The sequence below is a fragment of the Staphylococcus pseudintermedius genome (assembly GCF_001792775.2).
GTDB classification, from domain to species: Bacteria; Bacillota; Bacilli; order Staphylococcales; family Staphylococcaceae; genus Staphylococcus; species Staphylococcus pseudintermedius.
Genome location: NZ_MLGE02000004.1, coordinates 180,498 through 203,453, shown reverse-complemented (window position 1 = coordinate 203,453; position 22,956 = coordinate 180,498). Strand labels below are relative to the sequence as shown.

At 34.8% G+C, this 22,956-nt stretch carries 24 protein-coding genes, 1 tRNA gene and 2 pseudogenes; 19 read left to right on the top strand and 8 right to left on the bottom strand.

All coding sequences use genetic code 11. The annotated features are described in order from the left end of the window. Positions 1–40: 40 nt before the first annotated feature. The 8 genes from trxA (at position 41) to BJK46_RS04945 (ending at position 7,948) form a co-directional block, all read left to right on the top strand. Positions 41–355 (top strand): thioredoxin, encoded by a 315-nt coding sequence (gene trxA, locus BJK46_RS04980; RefSeq protein ID WP_014614204.1) that lies wholly within the window; start codon positions 41–43, stop codon positions 353–355. A 265-nt stretch (positions 356–620) separates the two neighbouring features. Further along, positions 621–2,408 (top strand): excinuclease ABC subunit UvrC, encoded by a 1,788-nt coding sequence (gene uvrC, locus BJK46_RS04975; protein WP_014614203.1) that lies wholly within the window; start codon positions 621–623, stop codon positions 2,406–2,408. 164 nt (positions 2,409–2,572) lie between these two features. Further along, entirely contained in the window at positions 2,573–3,184 is a 612-nt protein-coding gene (locus BJK46_RS04970) for a succinate dehydrogenase cytochrome b558 subunit (protein WP_014614202.1), read from the top strand. 32 nt (positions 3,185–3,216) lie between these two features. Continuing rightward, complete coding sequence (sdhA, locus tag BJK46_RS04965) at positions 3,217–4,983, top strand: succinate dehydrogenase flavoprotein subunit (RefSeq protein ID WP_014614201.1); 1,767 nt, start codon at positions 3,217–3,219, stop codon at positions 4,981–4,983. Beyond that, positions 4,983–5,798: a succinate dehydrogenase iron-sulfur subunit gene (gene sdhB / locus BJK46_RS04960; protein ID WP_014614200.1), complete on the top strand. Its 816-nt coding sequence runs from the start codon at positions 4,983–4,985 to the stop codon at positions 5,796–5,798. The genes sdhA and sdhB overlap by 1 nt, the downstream gene beginning before the upstream one ends. Positions 5,799–6,048: 250 nt before the next feature. Beyond that, positions 6,049–6,846, top strand: a complete 798-nt coding sequence (gene racE / locus BJK46_RS04955) for a glutamate racemase (protein WP_014614199.1) — start codon at positions 6,049–6,051, stop codon at positions 6,844–6,846. An 11-nt stretch (positions 6,847–6,857) separates the two neighbouring features. Then, positions 6,858–7,442, top strand: a complete 585-nt coding sequence (locus tag BJK46_RS04950; RefSeq protein ID WP_103263720.1) for an XTP/dITP diphosphatase — start codon at positions 6,858–6,860, stop codon at positions 7,440–7,442. Continuing rightward, entirely contained in the window at positions 7,439–7,948 is a 510-nt protein-coding gene (locus BJK46_RS04945; protein ID WP_100040308.1) for a YfcE family phosphodiesterase, read from the top strand. Before BJK46_RS04950 ends, BJK46_RS04945 begins: the two co-directional genes overlap by 4 nt. 190 nt (positions 7,949–8,138) lie before the next feature. On the opposite strand, the gene BJK46_RS12635 is transcribed toward BJK46_RS04945, so the two are convergent. After that, positions 8,139–8,204, bottom strand: a complete 66-nt coding sequence (locus tag BJK46_RS12635) for an epsilon family phenol-soluble modulin (RefSeq protein ID WP_095658924.1) — start codon at positions 8,202–8,204, stop codon at positions 8,139–8,141. 427 nt (positions 8,205–8,631) lie between these two features. Then, complete coding sequence (locus tag BJK46_RS12630; RefSeq protein WP_081247720.1) at positions 8,632–8,784, bottom strand: ribbon-helix-helix domain-containing protein; 153 nt, start codon at positions 8,782–8,784, stop codon at positions 8,632–8,634. Positions 8,785–8,863: 79 nt separating this feature from the next. Between BJK46_RS12630 and BJK46_RS04930 the strand changes: the two are divergent. Beyond that, positions 8,864–9,380: pseudogene (locus tag BJK46_RS04930) on the top strand (CHAP domain-containing protein); the annotation flags it as partial. 289 nt (positions 9,381–9,669) lie between these two features. Continuing rightward, positions 9,670–9,936: a hypothetical protein gene (locus tag BJK46_RS12415; RefSeq protein ID WP_129821132.1), complete on the top strand. Its 267-nt coding sequence runs from the start codon at positions 9,670–9,672 to the stop codon at positions 9,934–9,936. A gap of 237 nt (positions 9,937–10,173) precedes the next feature. On the opposite strand, the pseudogene BJK46_RS04920 reads toward BJK46_RS12415, so the two are convergent. After that, positions 10,174–10,548 (bottom strand): annotated as a pseudogene (locus BJK46_RS04920) (recombinase family protein); the annotation flags it as partial. Positions 10,549–11,388: 840 nt separating this feature from the next. On the opposite strand from BJK46_RS04920, the gene BJK46_RS04915 reads away from it, so the two are divergent. From BJK46_RS04915 to BJK46_RS04900, 4 genes are all read left to right on the top strand, one after another. Further along, entirely contained in the window at positions 11,389–13,239 is a 1,851-nt protein-coding gene (locus tag BJK46_RS04915; RefSeq protein ID WP_112424780.1) for a heavy metal translocating P-type ATPase, read from the top strand. Between the two features lie 63 nt (positions 13,240–13,302). Then, the gene (locus BJK46_RS04910) at positions 13,303–13,539 is read left to right on the top strand and encodes a heavy-metal-associated domain-containing protein (protein ID WP_015728977.1); all 237 of its coding nucleotides are present in this window, start codon (positions 13,303–13,305) and stop codon (positions 13,537–13,539) included. A gap of 1 nt (position 13,540) precedes the next feature. Beyond that, entirely contained in the window at positions 13,541–14,092 is a 552-nt protein-coding gene (locus BJK46_RS04905; protein WP_103263671.1) for a Dps family protein, read from the top strand. Between the two features lie 16 nt (positions 14,093–14,108). Beyond that, positions 14,109–14,801 carry a Crp/Fnr family transcriptional regulator gene (locus BJK46_RS04900; protein ID WP_011867731.1) on the top strand — a complete coding sequence of 231 codons (693 nt, stop codon included), beginning with the start codon at positions 14,109–14,111 and terminating at the stop codon, positions 14,799–14,801. A 119-nt stretch (positions 14,802–14,920) separates the two neighbouring features. Here the strand turns inward: BJK46_RS04900 and BJK46_RS04895 are convergent, their stop codons facing one another. Beyond that, on the bottom strand, positions 14,921–15,595 hold the full coding sequence (locus tag BJK46_RS04895) for an IS6-like element IS257 family transposase (RefSeq protein WP_001105987.1): 675 nt from the start codon (positions 15,593–15,595) through the stop codon (positions 14,921–14,923). A 43-nt stretch (positions 15,596–15,638) separates the two neighbouring features. Here BJK46_RS04895 and BJK46_RS12705 point away from each other — a divergent pair, with 43 nt between their 5' ends. Further along, complete coding sequence (locus tag BJK46_RS12705; RefSeq protein ID WP_442248534.1) at positions 15,639–15,743, top strand: hypothetical protein; 105 nt, start codon at positions 15,639–15,641, stop codon at positions 15,741–15,743. A 270-nt stretch (positions 15,744–16,013) separates the two neighbouring features. Further along, positions 16,014–17,618, top strand: a complete 1,605-nt coding sequence (locus BJK46_RS04890) for an SIR2 family protein (protein ID WP_070407706.1) — start codon at positions 16,014–16,016, stop codon at positions 17,616–17,618. Positions 17,619–17,930: 312 nt separating this feature from the next. Here BJK46_RS04890 and BJK46_RS04885 read toward each other — a convergent pair. Then, a tRNA-Arg gene (locus BJK46_RS04885) sits at positions 17,931–18,004 on the bottom strand. 307 nt (positions 18,005–18,311) lie between these two features. Between BJK46_RS04885 and BJK46_RS04880 the strand changes: the two genes are divergently transcribed. Continuing rightward, entirely contained in the window at positions 18,312–18,755 is a 444-nt protein-coding gene (locus BJK46_RS04880; protein ID WP_014614193.1) for a VOC family protein, read from the top strand. 123 nt (positions 18,756–18,878) lie between these two features. On the opposite strand, the gene BJK46_RS04875 is transcribed toward BJK46_RS04880, so the two are convergent. Further along, the gene (locus BJK46_RS04875; RefSeq protein WP_015728986.1) at positions 18,879–20,183 is read right to left on the bottom strand and encodes a TrkH family potassium uptake protein; all 1,305 of its coding nucleotides are present in this window, start codon (positions 20,181–20,183) and stop codon (positions 18,879–18,881) included. Between the two features lie 386 nt (positions 20,184–20,569). Further along, positions 20,570–20,638, bottom strand: coding sequence for an alpha-1/alpha-2 family phenol-soluble modulin (locus BJK46_RS12625; RefSeq protein ID WP_224398680.1), 69 nt, complete (start codon positions 20,636–20,638; stop codon positions 20,570–20,572). A gap of 434 nt (positions 20,639–21,072) precedes the next feature. Here BJK46_RS12625 and BJK46_RS04865 point away from each other — a divergent pair, with 434 nt between their 5' ends. Further along, positions 21,073–21,204, top strand: coding sequence for a beta-class phenol-soluble modulin (locus BJK46_RS04865; protein ID WP_014614190.1), 132 nt, complete (start codon positions 21,073–21,075; stop codon positions 21,202–21,204). Between the two features lie 313 nt (positions 21,205–21,517). Further along, positions 21,518–22,204: a YjjG family noncanonical pyrimidine nucleotidase gene (locus BJK46_RS04860; RefSeq protein ID WP_014614189.1), complete on the top strand. Its 687-nt coding sequence runs from the start codon at positions 21,518–21,520 to the stop codon at positions 22,202–22,204. A gap of 189 nt (positions 22,205–22,393) precedes the next feature. On the opposite strand, the gene BJK46_RS04855 is transcribed toward BJK46_RS04860, so the two are convergent. Beyond that, entirely contained in the window at positions 22,394–22,843 is a 450-nt protein-coding gene (locus BJK46_RS04855) for an N-acetyltransferase (RefSeq protein WP_014614188.1), read from the bottom strand. Positions 22,844–22,956: the final 113 nt, after the last annotated feature.

Here is a 22,956-nt window from a genome sequence, read left to right as displayed (position 1 = left end):
TAATTTTAACATCAAACGATATTTAAGGAGGAAACTTCCTATGGCAATAATAGAAGTGAAAGATTCCAATTTTGACGAACAAATTCAATCAGGTGTTAAGTTAGTAGACTTTTGGGCAACTTGGTGTGGCCCATGTAAAATGATTGCACCTGTATTAGAAGACTTAGCAGTTGACTACGAAGGTAAAGCTGACATTTTAAAATTAGATGTTGACCAAAACCAAGCAACAGCAGCAAAATTTGAAGTAATGAGTATTCCAACATTAATCGTATTTAAAGACGGTCAACCCGTGGACAAAGTTGTTGGATTCCAACCAAAAGAAAACTTAGCACAAGTATTAGATAAACACGTATAATCTCATATTCACTTTTATAAAAATAAATGAATTTAAATAGTTAGAGTATCAAATTACAGTTATTTTATTAAATGGAAAGCGCAGTCGGTGATAAGTGACTCCGCGTGCTTGTAAATATGAAGTGAATCACCGTTGCGGGAGTGAAACAGTCATTGAAGTATTGCGATGATGTTCGTTTCACTCCTTTTCGTTGTTTATAATGATGATGGTGTTATTTGAAAATGAGCTTGTTTAAGGTAGGAGATGTAAAGAAGGTGAATGATGCATGGAGGAGACCCAAAGTCGAATTAAACAAAAGTTAGGTGTGTTACCAATGGAGCCGGGCTGCTATTTAATGAAAGACCGGCAAAACCAAGTCATCTATGTTGGCAAAGCGAAAAAGCTACGCAATCGTGTGCGTTCTTATTTTACAGGCGCACATGATACAAAGACGACACGTTTAGTTCGAGAGATTGTTGATTTTGAATATATCGTCACTTCAAGTGAAACGGAATCATTGTTGCTTGAGCTGAATTTAATTAAAAAATATCAACCGCGCTATAATATTTTACTTAAAGATGACAAAAGTTATCCGTTTATAAAAATCACGAAAGAACGTCATCCAAAATTGATTGTGACGCGAACAGTGCGTAAAGGAAGCGGAAAATATTTTGGTCCTTATCCGAATGCCTACTCTGCACATGAAACGAAAAAGTTATTAGATCGGATTTATCCATTTCGAAAATGTGATAAAATGCCGGACCGTTTATGCTTGTATTATCATATTGGGCAATGTTTAGGACCATGTGTTTATCCCGTTCAGCAAGAAGAATATGGACGCATGACGAAAGAAATTACTGATTTTTTGAATGGTGAAGACAAAACGATTTTAAAAAATTTAGAAGAAAAAATGATTAAGGCGAGTGAAAATCTAGAGTTTGAACAAGCGAAAGAGTATCGCGATTTAATTCAACACGTGAATAATTTGACGAAAAAACAAAAAATTATGTCTGTCGATCAAACGGTGCGAGATGTATTTGGTTATCACGTCGATAAAGGTTGGATGTGTATTCAAGTATTCTTTATTCGACAAGGGAATTTGATTGAACGTGAAGCAACAATGTTTCCGTTACAACAAACGCCTGAAGAAGAGTTTTATACTTTTATCGGACAATTTTATCAGCTAAATCAACATTTTCTACCTAAAGAAGTGCATATTCCGAAACAGCTAGATGTAGAAATGGTGCATACTGTTGTGGATACAAACATCGTCACACCGCAACGTGGACAGAAAAAGCAATTGGTCGATATGGCCAATAAAAATGCACGTATATCATTAGAGAATAAATTTGAACTGATTGCGCGTGATGAATCCCGTACGGTAAAAGCAATTGAACAACTTGCTGATGCGATGGGAATACAGATACCGATTCGTATTGAAGCCTTCGATAACTCCAATATCCAAGGTGTGGATCCGGTTTCAGCAATGGTTAGCTTTGTGGACGGGAAACCAGATAAAAAAGGGTATCGTAAATATAAGATTAAATCTGTTGAAGGACCAGATGATTATAAATCAATGCAAGAAGCCGTACGTCGCCGATACACACGTGTGTTGAATGAAGGGTTACCGTTGCCAGACTTAATCATTGTTGACGGTGGGAAAGGTCATATGTCGAGTGTGGCAGATGTCCTTGAAAATGAACTTGGTCTAGACATTCCAATTGCAGGACTTGCAAAAAATGATAAACACCAAACTTCAGAATTGTTATATGGAGAAACTGCGCAAGTCGTCCCATTAAAGAAAAATAGTCAAGCGTTCTATTTATTACAACGCATTCAAGATGAAGTGCACCGATTCGCGATTACTTTTCATCGTCAAACACGACAAAAGACGGGATTGCGTTCGATTTTAGATCAAGTTGAAGGCATCGGGCCAAAGCGGAAAACAAAATTATTGCGTACATTTGGTTCAATAAAAAAAATGCGTGAAGCATCTGTAGAGACACTACAAGAAGCGGGATTGCCGAAAAAAACGGCGGAGGTCCTTTTTAAAGCATTACAAGAGGAAGGCTAGATAAATTTGGTATGAGAATCATTCTCATACCCAAATTTGTCACAATTAATGTTACAATAATAGAGAGTTGATTTCTTTTTTTTATATGATATGCAAACGTTTTCTCGATAGTCAATTACAAAAAGAAATCAAAAAAATTAATAGTATCGCAGGGGGGACTTCCTTTGGCACATTCAAAGAACCAATTCTACCTTAGACGTTTACATTCTTTACTTGGTGTCATTCCGTTAGGTGGCTTTTTACTCGTTCACTTATTGGTTAACCATCAAGCAACTCAAGGGGTGGAAGCATTTAATAAGGCGGCAAGCATGATGGAGTCGCTACCATTTTTATATGCTTTAGAGATTATCATGATTTATATTCCAATTTTGTATCATGCAGTCTATGGCGTACATATCGCGTTTACAGCGAGCCACAACATCGGGCATCATTCGTATATGCGAAATTGGATGTTCTTGTTTCAACGTATTTCGGGCATTTTAACGTTTATTTTCGTAATGATTCACATGTGGCAAACACGTATTCAAAAGTTTTTTGGTCAAGAAGTGAACTACGATATGGTACATGATATCGTATCGAATCCGATTTGGTTAGTGTTCTACATCATATGTATCATTGCGGTCGTATTCCATTTCTCTAATGGTTTATGGTCATTTTTAGTAACTTGGGGCATTTTGCAATCACCAAAATCACAAAAGGTATTCACTTGGGTATCCCTTGTCATCTTCCTTGTGATTTCTTATATCGGTGTAAGTGCAATTTTAGCTTTCGTATAAACGTTTAATCATTTCAGGGGAGTGACAATTCTATGGCAGAGAAGAAAATTATTGTTGTCGGAGGCGGTCTTGCCGGTTTAATGTCAACAATTAAAGCAGCGGAGCAAGGGGCACATGTTGATTTGTTCTCAATTGTTCCAGTAAAACGCTCTCACTCAGTATGTGCACAGGGCGGTATTAACGGAGCGGTAAATACAAAAGGTGAAGGTGACTCTCCGTGGGTTCATTTTGATGACACTGTTTACGGTGGGGACTTCTTAGCGGATCAACCGCCTGTTAAAGCAATGACTGAAGCAGCACCACAAATCATCCATTTATTAGACCGCATGGGTGTCATGTTTAACCGTACAGCTGAAGGACTTATCGATTTCCGTCGTTTCGGTGGAACATTACATCACAGAACTGCATTCGCTGGTGCGACAACAGGTCAACAATTATTATATGCATTAGATGAACAAGTGCGTAGTTATGAAGTGGATGGACTTGTGACGAAATATGAAGGATGGGAATTTTTAGGTATCGTTAAAGATGATGAAAATGCGGCGCGTGGTATTGTTGCGCAAAACATCACAACTTCTGAAATTCAATCTTTCGGTTCTGATGCAGTGATTATGGCAACTGGTGGTCCAGGTATTATTTTTGGTAAAACGACAAACTCTATGATCAATACAGGATCAGCTGCATCTATCGTATATCAACAAGGGGTAAAATATGGTAACGGTGAGTTTATCCAAATTCACCCAACAGCAATTCCTGGTGACGATAAATTACGTTTAATGAGTGAATCAGCACGTGGTGAAGGTGGCCGTATTTGGACGTATAAAGACGGTAAGCCTTGGTATTTCTTAGAAGAGAAGTATCCTGATTATGGTAACCTCGTTCCTCGTGATATTGCGACACGAGAAATTTTCGATGTTTGTGTGAATCAAAAGCTCGGTATTAACGGTGAAAACATGGTATACCTTGACTTATCACACAAAGATCCACATGAATTAGATGTAAAATTAGGGGGTATCATCGAAATTTACGAAAAATTCACAGGTGACGATCCACGTAAAGTACCAATGAAAATCTTCCCAGCAGTACACTACTCAATGGGTGGTCTTTATGTAGATTATGATCAAATGACGAACATTGATGGTTTATTTGCGGCAGGGGAATGTGATTTCTCACAACATGGGGGTAACCGTTTAGGTGCCAACTCATTATTATCAGCTATTTATGGTGGTACTGTTGCAGGACCTAATGCTGTGAAATATGTAGAAAACATTGAAAAATCTTACGTTGACATGGATGATAGCATGTATCAAAAACGTGTGGATGAAGAACAAGCACGTTTTGACAAGTTGTTAAACATGAAAGGTTCTGAAAATGCATATAAATTGCATCGTGAACTTGGTGAAATTATGACTGCGAATGTGACGGTTGTTCGTCATAATGACAAATTGTTAGAAACTGACAAGAAAATTGTTGAATTGATGAAACGTTACCAAGATATTGATATGGAAGATACATCGCAATGGAGTAACCAAGCTGTATTCTTCACACGTCAATTGTGGAACATGCTTGTGTTGGCGCGCGTAATCACAATCGGTGCTTATAATCGTAATGAATCTCGTGGTGCGCACTATAAGCCGGAATTCCCAGAAAGAAATGACGATGAGTGGTTAAAACACACATTAGCTGAATATAAAGGGCCAGATGCACCACCAGCATTTACGTACAAACCTGTTGATGTCAGCTTAATCCCACCTCGTAAACGTGACTACACAAGTAAGTCAAAAGGGGGTAAAAAATAATGGCAGAAACACAAGAGAAACAACAAACATCACAACAAGTTCAAAATAGCACTTCAAATAAAACAATTAAGTTAATTATTAAACGACAAAAGGATCAAAATTCATCACCATATGAAGAATCTTTTGAAATTCCTTATCGTGAAAATATGAATGTCATCGCAGCATTAATGGAAATTCGTCGTAACCCAATCAATACAAAAGGTGAAAAAACAACACCGGTAACATGGGATATGAACTGTTTAGAAGAGGTCTGTGGTGCATGTTCAATGGTCATTAATGGTAAAGCCCGTCAATCATGTTCAGCGATTATCGATCAATTAGAACAACCGATTCGTCTTGAACCGATGACGACATTCCCAGTCATTCGCGACTTACAAGTAGATCGTACGCGTATGTTTGACAACTTGAAACGTATGAAAGCATGGGTGCCGATTGATGGTACGTATGACTTAGGTCCTGGTCCACGTATGCCAGAAAAAAAACGTCAAACAGCTTACGAATTATCAAAATGTATGACATGTGGGGTATGTTTAGAAGTATGTCCAAACGTCACAAAAACCAATAGTTTCGTCGGTGCTCAAGCCATTTCTCAAGTGCGTTTGTTTAACTTACATCCGACTGGTGCAATGACAAAAGACGAACGTTTAGATGCGTTAATGGATCAAGGTGGTTTACAAGCTTGTGGTAACTCACAAAATTGTGTGCAAGCTTGTCCGAAAGGTATTCCGTTGACAACTTCTATTGCAGCGATGAACCGTGAAACATCATTCCATATGTTCAAATCATTCTTTGGTTCTGATCATGAAGTAGAATAAGTATATTAAAATGGCGCATGTTCTTAATAGAGCATGCGTTATTTTTATGAAAAAAGTCAATTTCGTATACAAGTGTGTAAAAGAAGAGTCAATCATATATCAATATATATCCTATTATGAGTGTAATGAATATCAATAAATATTTAAAATGGTATCTTTCAGTGTAGTTTTACGGAATGTCAGATTGTTCAACTTCATATTAGATGTGATAAAATAAAAAGCAATAATGAACACGAATAGGATGAAAGAGATGGATAGACCAATTGGAGTTATGGATTCAGGGGTCGGGGGACTCACAGTAGCAAAAGAAATTATGAGACAACTCCCCAATGAAACCATTTATTATTTAGGGGATGTCGCTCGTTGCCCATACGGTCCTCGAGATCAAGAGGAAGTTAAAAAATTTACAATCGAAATGGCCAATTATTTAGTACAGTATGATATAAAAATGCTTGTCATCGCATGTAATACGGCAACAGCTGTTGCATTGGAGCCCTTACAAGAACAGTTGAAAATTCCAGTTATCGGCGTTATTGAACCCGGTGCGAGAACAGCAATTATGACGACTAAAAATCAAAATGTCCTCGTACTTGGTACAGAAGGAACGATTAAATCAGAAGCTTATCGTACGCATATTAAAAAAATTAACCCGCATGTCGATGTATACGGTGTGGCATGTCCAGGGTTTGTACCATTAGTAGAAGAGATGAAGTACAAAGACCCGACGATTACAAATATCGTAATTCACCAAACATTGAAAAGTTGGCGTCAAACAGAAGCAGATACGGTCATTTTAGGATGTACACATTATCCGTTACTCTATCAACCGATATTTGATTACTTTGGAAAGACGAAAACCGTTATTTCATCAGGGTTAGAAACAGCGAGAGAGGTCAGTGCACTCCTTACATTTAGTCATGAACATGCGCACTACACGCCTCAGCCAAAACATCGCTTTTTTGCGAACGGTGAAGTACGTCATATGACTTATATTATTCAAGAGTGGCTCAAAATAGACGCTGAAGTTGAAAGAATTCAGCTAGGATAGGAGAGGTAGATATGGCAGATATCGTCATTGCATCATCAAATCAAGGGAAAATTAATGATTTTAAAGTCATTTTTTCTGAAGACAATGTCATTGGAATCAACGAGATGATTGAAGATTTTGATGTTGAAGAAACAGGCACGACATTTGAAGAAAATGCCCGCTTGAAATCAGAGGCAGCCGCAAAGTTACTGAATGCAACGGTGATTGCTGATGATAGTGGCTTAGAAGTTGCTACATTGAACGGCGAACCCGGCGTCTATTCAGCACGTTATGCAGGGGTACAAAAAAGTGACGAAGCGAATATTGAAAAAGTGCTTAAAGGATTAGAAAATGAAGAGAACCGTGCAGCCCGTTTTGTATGTGTGATTAGTATGACGACAGCAACTGGAGAAACAACAACGTTTAAAGGCACGGTTGAAGGAGAAATCACGTTAAGTCAAATTGGTGAGAATGGTTTTGGATATGATCCGATTTTCTTAATTCCTGAACGCCAAAAAACAATGGCCCAACTGACTGCCGAAGAAAAATCAGAAATCAGTCATCGTCGTAAAGCCATTGACCAATTAAAAGCATATATTGAGGGTGAGGGGAAATGAAAAAGCTTATCGTCCTGAGTGACAATCATTCAGAAACAGGTATTTTATATGATGTGTACCAACAACATGAAGACGCAGATGCATTTTTTCATTTAGGTGATTCAGAATTTAAATATGATGACACAGAGTTAAGTCTATTCCTACGTGTGAAAGGGAATATGGACTTTTATCCTGAATTTCCTGACAATCAAGTCACATCGGTTGGTAGTCATCGTATATTTTTCGCGCATGGACATCTCTATGGTGTTAACAGTTCACGTCAACAACTTGCACAAGCCGCAATTGCACATGAAGCAGTCATTGCCTTGTATGGTCACACACATGTCGCAAAATATGAACAAATTCATGGTGTACATGTGATCAATCCGGGAAGTATTTCACAATCACGGAGCGACATTGAAGAAACGTATGCTGAAATTATACTAGAGGGTACAGACAGTTTTGTGAATTTCCGCAATCGTCACCATGACATCATCGATAAAGTGACATTTCAAATAGAGGAATAAATCATTGAGCAGTACAGTTTTGGGATTCAGACCTATCACTGTATTGCTTTTTAATTGATGAAAACAAAGCCACCCTACTAACGATTCATATGAAATGAAACGTAGTAGGGTGACGTTAGAGGTGAGAATCGGAATGAAGATATGTATCTCCATTAGTATGATTCAGCCTCAAACTCAGTCAAACGATGTCTTATTTGTTACCGAATAAACCTTTCAAGAATTCGATAACTTTTTTGATTAAGTCGATGATAAACATGTCGATTCACCTCCTAATGTTTGATTAATGTCATTATAAATCACGTAAGGCATTAATTTTTGAAAAGTCCTCAAGTTGTTTAAATTCATTCGCAACTGTTTAAATAATGAAAAGTACAGACAGTTGTGCATGCCGAAATGTCCGAAAAATGAAAGGCTTCCGTTTATTTTAGTGTTGCTACCATGATGAAGACGTTGAATATCAATAAGGATTCGAAAAATTTTCGGAAAGTGGATGATTAAATGGCTTCAATGATCCTTTTAGTGGATTTAATTTTAAAAGTCGCAATATCGAGAAAATAGAGACGTGTTAAGATTTTATTTTCTTCTTCCCATCACTGACACGCCTACCAATTGATTTCTTTGATGATGCATCAAGTTCTTCATCAATTTACTGTGTCCGTTTCTTAGTCTAGCATCAATTCACCTCATTTTTCTGAACTTCTCTCGATGTAAGATGTAATCAAATGCTCAACCATGTTCGACATACTTCTGTTTTCTTTTTTAGCGAGTTCCTTCAACTTGTCTCGATTATCTTTTGAAACTGTAACGCTAATTCTCGTGTTAGTATCTTTTATCATTTTATCACCTCACAAATAATATAGCACAGTGCCTGCACTTTTTAAATAAAAATAGAAATTAGTGTTTGCATAGTGTATCGTACCGCAAGTGGGTGATGTGGCGGTATATAGAGACGGTATTTATAAACAATACGGCCGGTACTGTTTACAATGGTGGTAATACGAAGCAGTTTTTAATTTTAGAGCAAAATTTTGATGGCAATGCAAACATGACCGCAATATTAAGATGAAACAATTACTATGGTTGCACTCATTTTATCCGCCCTCATTACAAAAGCGAGAATACCACTTCTAAAATCGCTAATAAGATTAACCCACCATTGCACAAAGCTGTAAATAACTCAGCTAGTAAGATTATCAGTGGAAGTAGAACGCCTTATCACCTCAAATGGTCAAAAGGTGCATATTTTAATGCAAAAGTGGACGGTTTAGGTGCTACATCAGCAACACGCTATGGAGAGAATCGCGCTAATTATCAATTCAATGTAGGACAAGCCGAATACGTACTAGGCGCGTTAATTTATGTGTTTGAAATCATTGATAGTTGGTGTCGCATCTATTGGAAAAATCATAATGAATGGATCTGGCATGAATGACTAATCGCTAAAGAAGTTTTTTAATTGTAAGTTGGGACTATCCCTATATAGATTGCTTTTTTTGTGTGTTAGGAAATGACGTTTTAGCTTCTTAATGCTATACATATTTCGGTGATAAACCATGGGACATTAAATTATTTAATTATTATTTCAAGTGAACCCATGGCAATAAATTACTTGTAATAAGATTAAACTATATTATGGTTACGAAGGAGATGTTATTAAAACTTGGAAGTAAAATTAAAACTAAGGGTTTTTAAATTCGAAACTAAGAAAAACATTTGGAACATTGTTAGCGAGTGCAGTTTTATTAATGGAGATGAGTCCATTAGCAGATGCTAAAGCAAGCAATGTGAACAGTCAGACTTTTAAAACAGCCAATGATAGTACGGAAGCCAGATATGTAAGTGTCGATGGAGTTAAAATAAATAAAAATTCTGACTTGGCTATTAACCCAAAAGCGCAAAATCGAATTGGGACTACAAAGATTGTTAAGACCGCTATTAAATTAATCATTAACAATAAAAGCAAGGCGGTTGCACTAGTAGAAAAGTAGGTGAAAAAAAGCGGTTAATGCTTTTAATAAAGCATACACTCCTTTAGTAAAAGAGTTAAAGCATTTGTTGAAATGGAGTGAAGTCCCTGCTAATGCAGTTAGAGATGCTGCTATTAGAGCGGGTCGTGCAGCTGGTTTATCTGAGTCACAAGTCCATACTCTAGGAGTGACTTTAAAGGAAGCTATATCTTGGTTATTTTAATATGTTAAGGAGGTTTATATGTTAAAAGAAAAAGGTTTTGTACGTTCACTTAATAAGTTAGCTTCAAGTTCCGCAAATGCACTCATCATGGTAAAGAACATTTTTCCCATCGCATCTTTGGTCGATACGTTCATATCAATAATATGTAAATCGATGTTATTTTCGTCCAACCATTGAGAAAGTTCGATGAGTTGTTTCGTTGTACGACCAAGACGATCGAGTTTGTAAATAACCAACACATCGCCTTCACGTAAATAATCTAAACATTTATCAAGTTCCGTTCTTTTTGTTTTACATCCACTTGCTTTCTCACTAAAGATACGTTCACAACCATATTCTTCAAGTGTATCTATTTGTCCGTCTAAACTTTGATCTTGTGTTGATACACGTGCATAACCAATTTTAGCCATTTGAATACCACCTCTTTTAATAGTTTTATAGGTACTTACTAATGAAATCTGGTTCTCGATGCAAATAAACACGACTCTCATCGTCTAAAAACTCGTATTTTTTGATATTTATGACACATTGATTATAACACAAGTTTAGAAACTAAAGTATGTAAGAAAAACCTCCTAATTCTGTAGTAGGAGGTTTTGTCTCAAAAACGATGATTTACAAGAAAATAATTGGAATATTGTCCAAAGTAATGGTAATTCAGGTGAAGCAGATTTCGCTGATGACACCGTTATATTTTCTTCTTCTAATATTTTATCAATAACAACAGCTTATCAATATACATTAAATGAAGAAGAAACAGAAATAACATTTACACTTAATAAACCTAGTTATACTGGAAATAAATCAGAAGAAGTAGTTATGAAATATACTATTGAGAAAAAAGATAATGAATATTTACTTATTTTAATTAGTGATAGTTCAGAATATTTTGAAAAGGGGTTTACAATTATATTAATCCCTCAAGAATTAGAAAGTACAAGTTAAAAACAATAATAAAAAGAAAACGGCTAGCATTGCGACTGCTAGCCGTTTAGAGAATAAGCTTAAGATGAATGATCATTTGAGCTATAAAAAGGAATTAAATGCTAACAAAAATTATATGAAAGAGTAAATAGTCAATAATGAAAATAATTAGGTCATGAGTATATGTCCTAGTTATTTATATATATCTATCTGTTTAAGCCTAAATATTATTCGCTATATTTATTAGATAAGATTGATATAGGTCAAGTTTATATTTCTTAAAAACGAATACACTATGGTTAAACTAAAGTGTAGGAGAGGTTTATATGCAACAGACTATTTTGAAACATAAAAATCATATTACTGTTATTAGTGGTTTACTTATTATTATAGGTTTTATTGCACATTTTATCTTTAGCAATATGGTTATCTTTAATAGTGCTTTTATAATTGCTTCTATATTGGGTGTTATACCAATCGCAATACAGGCTTATCAGGCTATGAAAGTAAAAGTAGTGAGTATTGATGTTTTAGTAACTATAGCGGTTATTGGTGCTTTCTTTATTCAAAATTACGAAGAGTCAGCTATTGTTACTTTCTTATTTTTATTTGGATCATATTTAGAACAGCGTACACTTAAGCAAACACGGTCTGCTATTAAAGAGTTGACGGAAATGGCTCCAGAGACTGCTTTTAAGCAATTGTACGACGGACAATTTGAAGAAGTAGATATTGATGAAGTAGAGGAAGGAGATATTCTCATAGTAAAAACTGGGGCTAAGATTCCAGTAGATGGTAAGGTAACTACTGGAAAAGGACATGTAAATGAGGCTAATATCACCGGTGAATCTTTACCTCTAAAGAAAGAGAAAGGTGATGAAGTATTTGCCGGTACCATTATGGATAATGGGACTATTCAAATAGTTGCTGATAGAATTGGGGAAGATTCTACATTTGGCCGAATTATTGAGTTAGTAGAAGAAGCACAAGATTCTAAATCGGAAGCTGAACGATTTATTGACCAGTTCTCTCGTTGGTATACACCTGTAGTACTTATCATTGGGCTATTAGTTTGGGTATTAACTAAAGATACAGCACTTGCAGTTACTGTATTAGTACTTGGTTGCCCAGGGGCCTTGGTCATTGGTGTACCTGTTTCAAATGTCGCGGGTATAGGAAATGGTGCAAAGAATGGTATTTTGTTTAAAGGTTCTGAAGTGATTAGTCATTTTGCGAATGTAGATACAGTCCTATTTGATAAAACAGGTACCTTAACTGAAGGAAAGCCTGAAGTTAGCGAATTCGTTTACTATGGAAATAATCAAGAGGAGGATTTATCTTTAATATACTCGATTGAAAGGGAATCTGACCATCCCTTAGCTGTCGCTATTACAAATAAATTAGCGCAATATAAACTAAGACCTGTAGAGAGTACACAGGTTATAAAAGGTGGGGGTATAATTGCTCACGTTGACGGACACATTGTTGCAGTAGGGAATAAAACCTTAATGGAACAAGAAAGTATTCCACTATCTAATGATGTTCTTAAAGAATTAGATAAATTAGAAAGAGCCGGTAGTTCAATTGTATTAACGGCAGTTGATCGTCAGTTAATCATTTTAATGGGAATCCGTGACCAAGTTCGACCAAGCGTTAAACAAGACCTACAAAAATTAAAATCACTTGGTGTTAAAAATATCATTGTATTATCAGGGGATAATCAAGGTACAGTTAATTTAGTTAAAAAGGAGATAGGATTAACCGAGGCCCATGGCGATATGCTACCAGAGGAGAAGCAAGCATTTTTAAAAGAAAGACAGTCTACTGGTGAAATTGTTGCTTTTATTGGTGATGGTGTGAATGATAGCCCTTCTCTAGCTATTGCAGAAGTAGGGATAGCTATGGGAAATGGGACAGATGTGGCTATTGAAAGTTCAAATATTGTTCTAATGAATTCCAATTTTAATCGTCTCCCCCATGCTTTAGGTTTAGCTAAAGGGACATACGCGAATATGCAACAAAATATTCTCATTGCTGTTGGTGTGGTGATAATATTATTGGGTAGTTTAATATTTAGTGAATGGATGTCTATGTCAATTGGTATGTTAGTTCATGAGGCAAGTATTTTGGTCGTTATTTTAAATGCAATGAGATTAAGAAGTTATCAATTAAGATAATTGATCCGTGTCAATTATTTTTAAAAAAATACCTTGTATAATTTATTTAAAGGAGTGATAGATATGACTAAAGCAACATTAAAATTAGAAACATTAACTTGTCCATCATGTTTACAAAAAATTGAAAGTGGTTTAAAACAGACTGCTGGTGTAGAAAAAGATTCTGTAAAAGTGCTGTTCAATGCAAGTAAGGTAAAAGTGGATTTTGATGAAGAACAAGTCAATTTGAATACAATTGAAAAAGCTATTGAAAACTTAGGATATTCCGTTATTAATTCAAAAGTAAAGGAAGGTGTATAAAATGACAACAGTAAATGAAAGACAAGAAAAATTAGCTGCTGAACAAGCCTATAAAGAACACATTCATCATACTAAGATTAATGCAGCAGCTGTTACAGATCATGTACTGGCTAATATTCATACCTTTCATGTAAAATTACACCAATATCATTGGTATGTAAAAGGCACAAATTTTTATTCATTGCATGAGGTATTTGAAAAACTATATAATGAAAATGAAACATGGTTTGATAAAATTGCAGAACGTTTACTAGCTTCAGGATTTAAGCCAGCATCAACAACTACCGAATTCCAAAAATTCACAACGATTTCTGAAGATCTGTCTGAAAAATATTATTCTGCTGAAAAAATGGTCTTACAGTTAGTAGAGGATTTTAGATCTAACCGTGAATTTACCATTCGTGCAATGCGTTTAGCCCAAGAAGAAGCAGATGATGCGTTAGAGGATTTACTAATTAGTTATAAAGATTATTTAGATGTAAATATTTGGCAACTTCAAGCCTTTGTTAACAAGGATGCGCTAGAAGACGATGACTATATAGATAATGATTAATTAGGAGGAAAGTTGTATGGCACACCATCATCACCATAGTCATGTAGATTGTATACGTTTAGTTCCGATTTTTAACCACCTAAATGAAGAACAAATGAGTTTAATTGCACAATCAGCGCATGAAGTACATTATGAAAAGAATGCGTTGTTATTTGGAAGTGGTGATAAAGATGACACACTATATATCGTAAATAATGGGCGTGTACGTATTTATAACTTAAATGAATCCGGTCGTGAACAAACTGTACGCATACTAAATCCTGGTGATTTTATGGGAGAAGTGGCTATTTTTCAAACTGAAAGTTACCATTCTAATTATGCTGAAGCAATATCAGAAGTAAGTATATGTAGAATTCATAAAAAGGATATGAATGACTATTTAGATGCTTACCCAGAAATTATGAGAAGAATCCTATCAGACGTTACGAAACGTTTACAGGTATCAGAAAAGCAAACGATGCAGGTTGGTATGGAGCAAGTAGAGTCTCGTATTATTGATTTTCTATCAGAATACGTTGAGAATGAAGAAAATCATACTTATGTGACCTTACCAATGTCAAAGAAGGATCTAGCTTCTTATTTGGGTACAACTCCTGAAACAATAAGTCGAAAGTTTTCAGCATTGGAAGAAAAGGGTTTAATTAAACAACATACGCATAAATATATTGAGATATTTGATTTAGATGAATTATTATTTTCATCAAGTTAAAGTGCCGAAAAAACCGTAAGAGGATAATACTCTCACGGTTTTTTGGGTATACAAAAAGGCGGTTCTGTTGCAAAGTAAAAAAATATAGCTAACCACTAATTTATCATGTCAGTGTTCGCTTAACTTGCTAGCATGATGCTAATTTCGTGACATGGCGAAAATCCGTAGATCTGAAGAGACCTGCGGTTCTTTTTATATAGAGCGTAAATACATTCAATACCTTTTAAAGTATTCTTTGCTGTATTGATACTTTGATACCTTGTCTTTCTTACTTTAATATGACGGTGATCTTGCTCAATGAGGTTATTCAGATATTTCGATGTACAATGACAGTCAGGTTTAAGTTTAAAAGCTTTAATTACTTTAGCCATTGCTACCTTCGTTGAAGGTGCCTGATCTGTAATTACCTTTTGAGGTTTACCAAATTGTTTAATGAGACGTTTGATAAACGCATATGCTGAATGATTATCTCGTTGCTTACGCAACCAAATATCTAATGTATGTCCCTCTGCATCAATGGCACGATATAAATAACTCCATTTTCCTTTTATTTTGATGTACGTCTCATCAATACGCCATTTGTAATAAGCTTTTTTATGTTTTTTCTTCCAAATTTGATATAAAATTGGGGCATATTCTTGAACCCAACGGTAGACCGTTGAATGATGAACGTTTACACCACGTTCCCTTAATATTTCAGATATATCACGATAACTCAATGCATATCTTAGATAGTAGCCAACGGCTACAGTGATAACATCCTTGTTAAATTGTTTATATCTGAAATAGTTCATACAGAAGACTCTTTTTTGTTAAAATTATACTATAAATTCAACTTTGCAACAGAACCATAATTTTTATATGCCTATTGGTAAAATTACTGACAAGGATGGTAAATTGTTGAAAGAAAAAGCCTTGTGGGGCAAGTTAGAAGTTAAGTAATAAGTTAAAAAGTTCATACTATATTATATTAAGGGCAGTCATTGCGACTGCCCTGTTTTTTTGTGTTATAATTTTGGTGATAACGCCTCCACTCCTTTTTAGGCAGATACGCTCTGATGTGGGGGTATTTTTGCTATATTGTAAACACTTATATTATGGATACGACTAATATCAGTAAATGCAAAAGTTTTTTTACTAATAAATGTCTATACAATATTTAACTTGAACAACCTATATCTAGCTATTTTTAAAAGGGGGGCATTATTCAAAATGAACAATGTTTTAGACGAATTAATTGAAATAAACGAATTTCCCATTATATTTATTGGATCAGGTATTTCTAAAAGATTTTTAGAAAAATCACCTTCTTGGAATGAGTTGTTAGAGGAATGTTGGGAAAAAGCCGGATTGGAAAATTTTTACGGCGAATTAAATAAACTAAGAAGTAGCATTAAAGATAAAAATCCAGAAAAGAATAAATATGAAGTATCTCATGAGGTTAATATAAAAATAGCTACTAAAATTGAAGAAAGATTTAATAACAAGTTTTATGAGAATGAAATAAGTATCAACGGCTTTTCAGCCAAAGATGCCTACCAATCTGATATTTCACCATTCAAAAAATTTTTGTCAAATAAGTTTGAAAACATTAAATTTAATAAAGAAATGGAAAATGAACGAATTGTTTATCAAAAAATGTTACGTAAAGCACAAATAATTTTGACCACTAATTATGATGAATTTATTGAAAAAGTATATAATGAAAATAATAAGTATAAAATAAAAAAGTATATTGGTCAAAGAGGTTTTTTTGAGGATACAGAAAACTATTCTGAAATATATAAAGTCCATGGTTGTATAACAGACCCTAAAAGTATTGTAATAACCGAAGCTGATTATAGTTTTTTTCATAAAAATTCAGTACTTATAAGTGCAAAAATCATCTCTATGATGATCAATTCGCCTATTATTTTTATGGGTTATTCATTAACTGATGTTAATATAAGAGGTATAATAAGGGACTTTACTAAATCATTAAATAACGAAGAATTAATACAGTTTGAAAAAAGACTTATATTAATTGAATATGACGAAAATGAACATGAAATAAAAGAAGAAAGAGTAAAAGATTCTGATCTTGGTTGCAGTATCAGGATTATTAGAACAAGTAATTTCTATGAAATATTTAATAAAATATCAAAGATAAATCAAGGTGTAGCGCCAGCGGAAGTCAGAAAATATAAGCACGTAATGAAAAAACTAATTATTGATAGCGGGAAAAAGGGTACTTTGAACTCTGTTTTGATATCACCTGAAGAAATTGACAAAATTGAAGAGAAAATGCAACACAATAATATAGCTATAGCTATAGGTGATAGTAAATATATATTTCAGATACCTGATAATATTTCATATTGCCTAGATTACATCTCCGATAAGGATGAAATAAGCAATGAAACGAGATTGAGATATGCTCATATGCAAAACGGAAATGCAAGATTTCCATGCAATAAATTTTTAACAATTGAAAATATCAATAATTCAAAACTACATAATACAGAAAAAGAAAAGCTACGAAATAAAATTCCGACATTATCAAATTTTTCCAAACATTATGATTCTATTAATGAATCTTCTGTCATTAAAAACTCGAACTTATCGTTGACAAAACTAATTAAAGCGGGGTATAAAAAGGCTAAAATATATGAAACAATTTCATATAACATTAGAGAATTAAGTATCAATGAAGTTAAAGAGTTTTTAGTTGATGAGTTGAAAGAACTAAAAGAAGATGGGGAAATACAATTGACTACAGAGTTAAGAAGATTGTTATTACTCTATGATATACTGAAAAACAAAGAAGACAGCCCCTAACCACTATGTGTGATTGACACTGCCTCCCTGTCTTTCATTTGAATTATAACAAATAATATAAAATGATTCAAATAATGACTTTGTTAGTATTATAAAAAATACAACGAATACAACCCTATTAGCAATATTATAAATAGATGAAATCAGAAATAAATGACACATATAGACTGTGATTAAAGTAAACGTTGAGACTGTAATTTGTTTCAATTCACATAAGAACGAAAACCACCCTGCCTGCAATAGGTGGGGTTTAATAATTGACACGTAAAAAACGAAATCCCTCTAACAACAAGCGTTAGAGGGAGTAATTAGCGTCCTGGGAGGGATTCGAACCCCCGACCGATGGCTTAGAAGGCCATTGCTCTATCCAGCTGAGCTACCAGGACATTTTCAACACAAGGATAATTATAGCGAATCGGTCGTTATAAATCAACATAAGCTTAAGAAAAAAATTAAACATTTAACACCTAATACAAAAAATTACAACAAATAGATAGTAAAATTTAAATTATCACTAAAAAATGAACAATGCTTTTCACTATACCTTTAAAATATTTTAGGTTAGTTTTCAATTTTTTGATAAGACTTTAATCCATAGTATGACAGTTATGGCCCTTATCATACACTTTGTTTCTTTTATCTAACTAAAAGGTATATAGTAATAAAGTAAGTGATATGAAAGGGATAGGGACTATGACAAAATTATATCCATATATTGCGTTTGAAAATACCAAAGAAGCGTTAGAATATTATGAGGAAGTTTTCGGAGCCACTGAGATTAATCGTTTACCAGTAACAAAAGAACAAGCAGGTCATTTTGGACTGTCACAAGAGGATGCAACTGATGCGACGATGCATGCGGAATTCACTATTGCTTCAACGCAATTGTTTGCGTCTGATTCATTTGGTAAAGCGGCGTCAATTAACGGTGCGATTTCACTCATGTTAGACTATGATGTGAATGTTGGGGAAGATGCTCAAGAAATTGAAGCGCTGTATGACCGCGTAAAAGATCATAACAGTATTACAGTCGAAATGCCTTTAGCAGAACAGTTCTGGGGCGGGAAAATGGGTGTATTTACAGATCGATACGGTATTCGTTGGATGATTCACGGTCAAGATACAACGGCACAATAATTCAAAGTAGTCGCATAGGGCAGTGCGCTATCATTGAGATATTGTCCGGTGCATACTTAGGAATCACATCAACTAAAAACACGTCATCACATTTTAAACAGTGTGATGGCGTGTTTTGATTTTTTATAAATATAAATGGCTTTTCGCGTAATGGAAAGTTTCTCTTGTGCGATTATGTAAAACACCTAACAATGTGAGTACACCTATTTTACCGGCAATCATTGTAATAATAATCAGTGCCTTCGCAAAGGTATCGTATTCTGTAGAAATGCCTGTAGATAAGCCCACTGTTCCAAATGCGGAAATGACTTCGAAAGCGATCGCTTCAAATTGTAAGTTCGGTTGCGCCACAGCAAACCAAAATATAATAAAGATAATGAACATCATTGCTGTTAATGTAATCGCAACTGCTTTTTGTGTTTGTTTTTGATCAATCGAACGATGAAAGACTTGTGTATAGCGGTGACCTTTCAATGAGGTGATCACATATAATAGTACAAGTGTAAATGTTGTGACTTTAATCCCGCCGGCTGCACTAATCGGACCTGCACCAATAAACATTAAAATCATGGTCAACATGAGTGTACCCGGCGCGAGATGTGAAAAGTCTATCGTGTTAAAACCGGCTGTACGTGTACTGACGGATTGGAAAAATGAAACTAATATTTGTTGCGGAAAAGACATCCCTTTTAATGCGTGATGATGTTCTAATATTAAAAAGCCGAGTGTCCCAACAACAATTAAAATAAAAGTGACAAATAATGTGACCTTCGTATGAACGTGAAGTCGTTTTAAATGGCGTGTTGTCATTAGGTCGAATAACACGATATAGCCTATCCCACCGACAATAATTAATATCGCAATCATCAAATTGACTACGGGATCACTCGCATAAGAAACTAAATTGTCACTGAATAAAGAAAATCCAGCATTATTGAGTGCTGAAATAGACGTAAAGACACTAATGAACATGCCTTTAGACCATCCATACTCAGGCACGAATACTGTTGCGAGGATCATGGCACCTAGCGCTTCAAATACTACCGTAAAAATGAAAATAAATTTTGCGAAATTAACAACATTGATGGTCTCATCGATGTTAAGTTCTAACTTGAATAATTGATTATTTTGAAATGTAATCTTCTTTTGTGAAATCATTAGTGTCAATAGAGACACGGCTACAATTCCCATACCGCCAATTTGAATGAGAAGCATGATGACAGTATGACCTAAAACGTTAAACTGCTCTGTAATATCCACGGTTGTCAGGCCGGTCACTGTAAAAGCACTCGTCGCTACATACATAGCATCGACAAAAGAAATCGGCTTTTGACCAGTCCAAGGTAAGTAAAGAAGAAGACTACCAATGAAAGTAGTACTTAAAAATAAAATAAGATAAAACAAGATAGGTTGCCTTTTACTATACATCTTTGACGCCTCGGTTCTTTTTGAAGTTATAATATCACGATATGTTTCAAAAACAAATCACTATTTTTCAAAAGTATATCAAATCGGCTTTGAATCGTCACTTCGAGCGCAGGTTTTGTATGTATTTTGTAGTGATAACATATAGATTGCTTCATAATGAAGGGACGGTGTGAAGCATAAGCTTTGCATGGATGCGCATGTGAAAAGTTTACGGACGAAAATGGTAAGCGGGTGAGGTAGTATAAGGGGTGTAAGGTGGTCAATGTGCAGAGTAGTATTTGAACATCATGCATGTTGAGCCAGATTGTTGTAAGGGAATCGAAGTACTATTTTACTCACTAAAAAAAGGCCGGACAATTGAATGTCTCAGCCTTTATCATGTCGGATTATTTTTTGAATGTATCGATTAACCCTTTAATTAATTTAACAATGCCTAAAATGATATCTGCCCACATCATAGCGATGACCTCCTCTTTATTTATACTGTAACCATATTTTAAACGATGTGGGAGATTAAAAGGAGGATATGGCCTAACTCGTTTATTTGAATGCTTAAGTGTAAATAAAGATGAATTCATTTTACAGTTAGGCAATATATCTTTGCCAATATGTTAATGATAATCAAGAAACTAAATATATTGATAAGTTAAATCTGTAAGTAATCTTAATTATATTTTATAGATGTTTATCAAAAGTAATTATTATCTTTTAGAAAACAGTTGGGCATCTTAACTGTGAAAAATGACGATGGTTTCAGACGATTAGGAATGCTAACCAACAAGTTGAGAAAGATTGACGGCAATATTTATAAAACACGTTATAGTTAATTTAACAAAGCAAACCGTTCAATGCTTTGTAATATAAATTATCTTTATGGAGGGGTTCTATTATGACAGAATTATTTGACGCAATTAAAAACACAATCGAGGCAGGTATTAACCATGATTGGGTCACATTAGGCACAAGCATTGCTGATATCGTAGCAAATGGTATTAATGTAATTAGTGGCTTCTTTGGTTAATTAATCGTTTCTACTTTTGACAATTGAATATCAACTTTCCTTAACAATAAATAAATTCAAATGTCGAATCAGTTAAGATGATGAACTTGACTATTGATAGAGATGATAGATTTCGTGCGCATAGGGTGAACGTGGGCACTGGAATGTATCATCTTTTTTTACGTTGAATGACATGTCGAAGTGTGCAATCAAGTAGTCCACTCTGTCATAGTTTTATCGGCCCATTCTTACTCCATCAGTGAAATCGTATGACAGATCATACGTATTTTGATACACTTAGAAAGATTCTTTTGACTTTCGGGAGGCGTGAAATTTGAGTTATAAAGTAATTTTATTCGATTTTGATGATACATTGGTAGATTTTCATGACGCTGAAGTACAGGCATATGCCCATTTAATGCGTCATTATGCCGTACCTTCTCAACTACATGACTATCACCGTTTTAAGGAAATTAATCAAAATCATTGGGAAGCATTTCAACGTGGAGAAATAACGAAAGCGGAAGTATTGCGTCATCGCTTTATCGAAACATTTGCGACATATGGCATGACAGTTGATGGTCAAGAAGCGGATGTTGTCTTTCGTGATGGTCTTGCACGTGCTCCCATTAAATGGCTCACGGGTATCATTCCTATGTTGAAAACACTTCAATCAAATTATGCATTAGCGATAGTGACGAATGGTGTAACAGATACACAAGAACGACGTATCGCACGAACGGACCTTCACTCCATGATGGATCATATTTTTATTTCAGATAAAATTGGAGCACAGAAGCCGAATGTCGCATTTTTTGAAGAGGTCTTTAAAGTGTTTCATCAGTATGATAAAAAGGACTTCCTAATCGTGGGGGATTCACTTACTTCTGATATTCAAGGTGGTATTAATTCTGGAATTGATACTTGCTGGTTTAACCACCGTCAGCTTGAAAATAAAACGTCTATTCAACCGACGTATACGATTAACCATATTGAAGCATTAAAAGAGATTTTAAAGTAATTCAAGTAACTACCATCATTTGTATGGTTGTAATGTAAGTGGAAGATGATTAGATTTCCAAAAACTAGATTATCATTTTTCAGAAATCCAATCTCCTCAATTTTTTAGAAGGGATTCAGGATTGTCTTAAAATTGAAGGGTGCTGTTCTTAGTTTTTCAACTGAGAACAGCACCCTTCAACTTTTGTTATTATTTTTGGGGTTCCCAAACGAGTATATCGTGCCCATCGTCATTTTTGACTTCTAAATCTTTAAAACCATTTTTAATAAAGAAGTCTTTAGACTCATTTCTCGCAATCGCTTTAATAGGAAGGTCGAATGATTTTGCATATGCGACTAATGCAGAACCGTAACCTTTGCCTTGATATTTTTTAAGTACTTCGAGTTTCCAAACGACGAGATAATCGTCAAAGTTCGGAAAAAATGTCTCTTCAACTTCGCCTTTTCGATAAAGTGCCATACGTGCGCCAATTTTTTCCCCAACATAAATACCATAAAATGGTGACTCAGAACTGGCATCAATCATCTCACCGTGCAGTTCGTTCACCATGTATAAATCTTTGTTGCCAAAATTTTGACGAAAGTCTTCAAAAAGTTCTTCTGTTTTGTAGTTAATGTCAAGGTGCTCAACTTTTGTCATGTGATTACCCCCTTGTCTTTAATAATTTAATTATAGCCTATTTATTTTAAATTTTGAAGCAAGCCGTTAGATTGTCATGTGCGTGTGGAACCTTTATACTGTTATGGAATACT

Bases quoted from the DNA above. Each gene is read 5' to 3' on its own strand.
- BJK46_RS12630 (WP_081247720.1), bottom strand. From the start codon at position 8,784: ATGATAAAAGATACTAACACGAGAATTAGCGTTACAGTTTCAAAAGAT.
- BJK46_RS04945 (WP_100040308.1), top strand. From the start codon at position 7,439: ATGAAAAAGCTTATCGTCCTGAGTGACAATCATTCAGAAACAGGTATT.
- sdhB (WP_014614200.1), top strand. From the start codon at position 4,983: ATGGCAGAAACACAAGAGAAACAACAAACATCACAACAAGTTCAAAAT.
- BJK46_RS04900 (WP_011867731.1), top strand. From the start codon at position 14,109: ATGGCACACCATCATCACCATAGTCATGTAGATTGTATACGTTTAGTT.
- BJK46_RS04865 (WP_014614190.1), top strand. From the start codon at position 21,073: ATGACAGAATTATTTGACGCAATTAAAAACACAATCGAGGCAGGTATT.
- trxA (WP_014614204.1), top strand. From the start codon at position 41: ATGGCAATAATAGAAGTGAAAGATTCCAATTTTGACGAACAAATTCAA.
- BJK46_RS04880 (WP_014614193.1), top strand. From the start codon at position 18,312: ATGACAAAATTATATCCATATATTGCGTTTGAAAATACCAAAGAAGCG.
- BJK46_RS04890 (WP_070407706.1), top strand. From the start codon at position 16,014: ATGAACAATGTTTTAGACGAATTAATTGAAATAAACGAATTTCCCATT.
- BJK46_RS04950 (WP_103263720.1), top strand. From the start codon at position 6,858: ATGGCAGATATCGTCATTGCATCATCAAATCAAGGGAAAATTAATGAT.
- BJK46_RS04895 (WP_001105987.1), bottom strand. From the start codon at position 15,595: ATGAACTATTTCAGATATAAACAATTTAACAAGGATGTTATCACTGTA.
- sdhA (WP_014614201.1), top strand. From the start codon at position 3,217: ATGGCAGAGAAGAAAATTATTGTTGTCGGAGGCGGTCTTGCCGGTTTA.
- BJK46_RS04905 (WP_103263671.1), top strand. From the start codon at position 13,541: ATGACAACAGTAAATGAAAGACAAGAAAAATTAGCTGCTGAACAAGCC.
- BJK46_RS04915 (WP_112424780.1), top strand. From the start codon at position 11,389: ATGCAACAGACTATTTTGAAACATAAAAATCATATTACTGTTATTAGT.
- racE (WP_014614199.1), top strand. From the start codon at position 6,049: ATGGATAGACCAATTGGAGTTATGGATTCAGGGGTCGGGGGACTCACA.
- BJK46_RS04855 (WP_014614188.1), bottom strand. From the start codon at position 22,843: ATGACAAAAGTTGAGCACCTTGACATTAACTACAAAACAGAAGAACTT.
- BJK46_RS04910 (WP_015728977.1), top strand. From the start codon at position 13,303: ATGACTAAAGCAACATTAAAATTAGAAACATTAACTTGTCCATCATGT.
- uvrC (WP_014614203.1), top strand. From the start codon at position 621: ATGGAGGAGACCCAAAGTCGAATTAAACAAAAGTTAGGTGTGTTACCA.
- BJK46_RS04875 (WP_015728986.1), bottom strand. From the start codon at position 20,183: ATGTATAGTAAAAGGCAACCTATCTTGTTTTATCTTATTTTATTTTTA.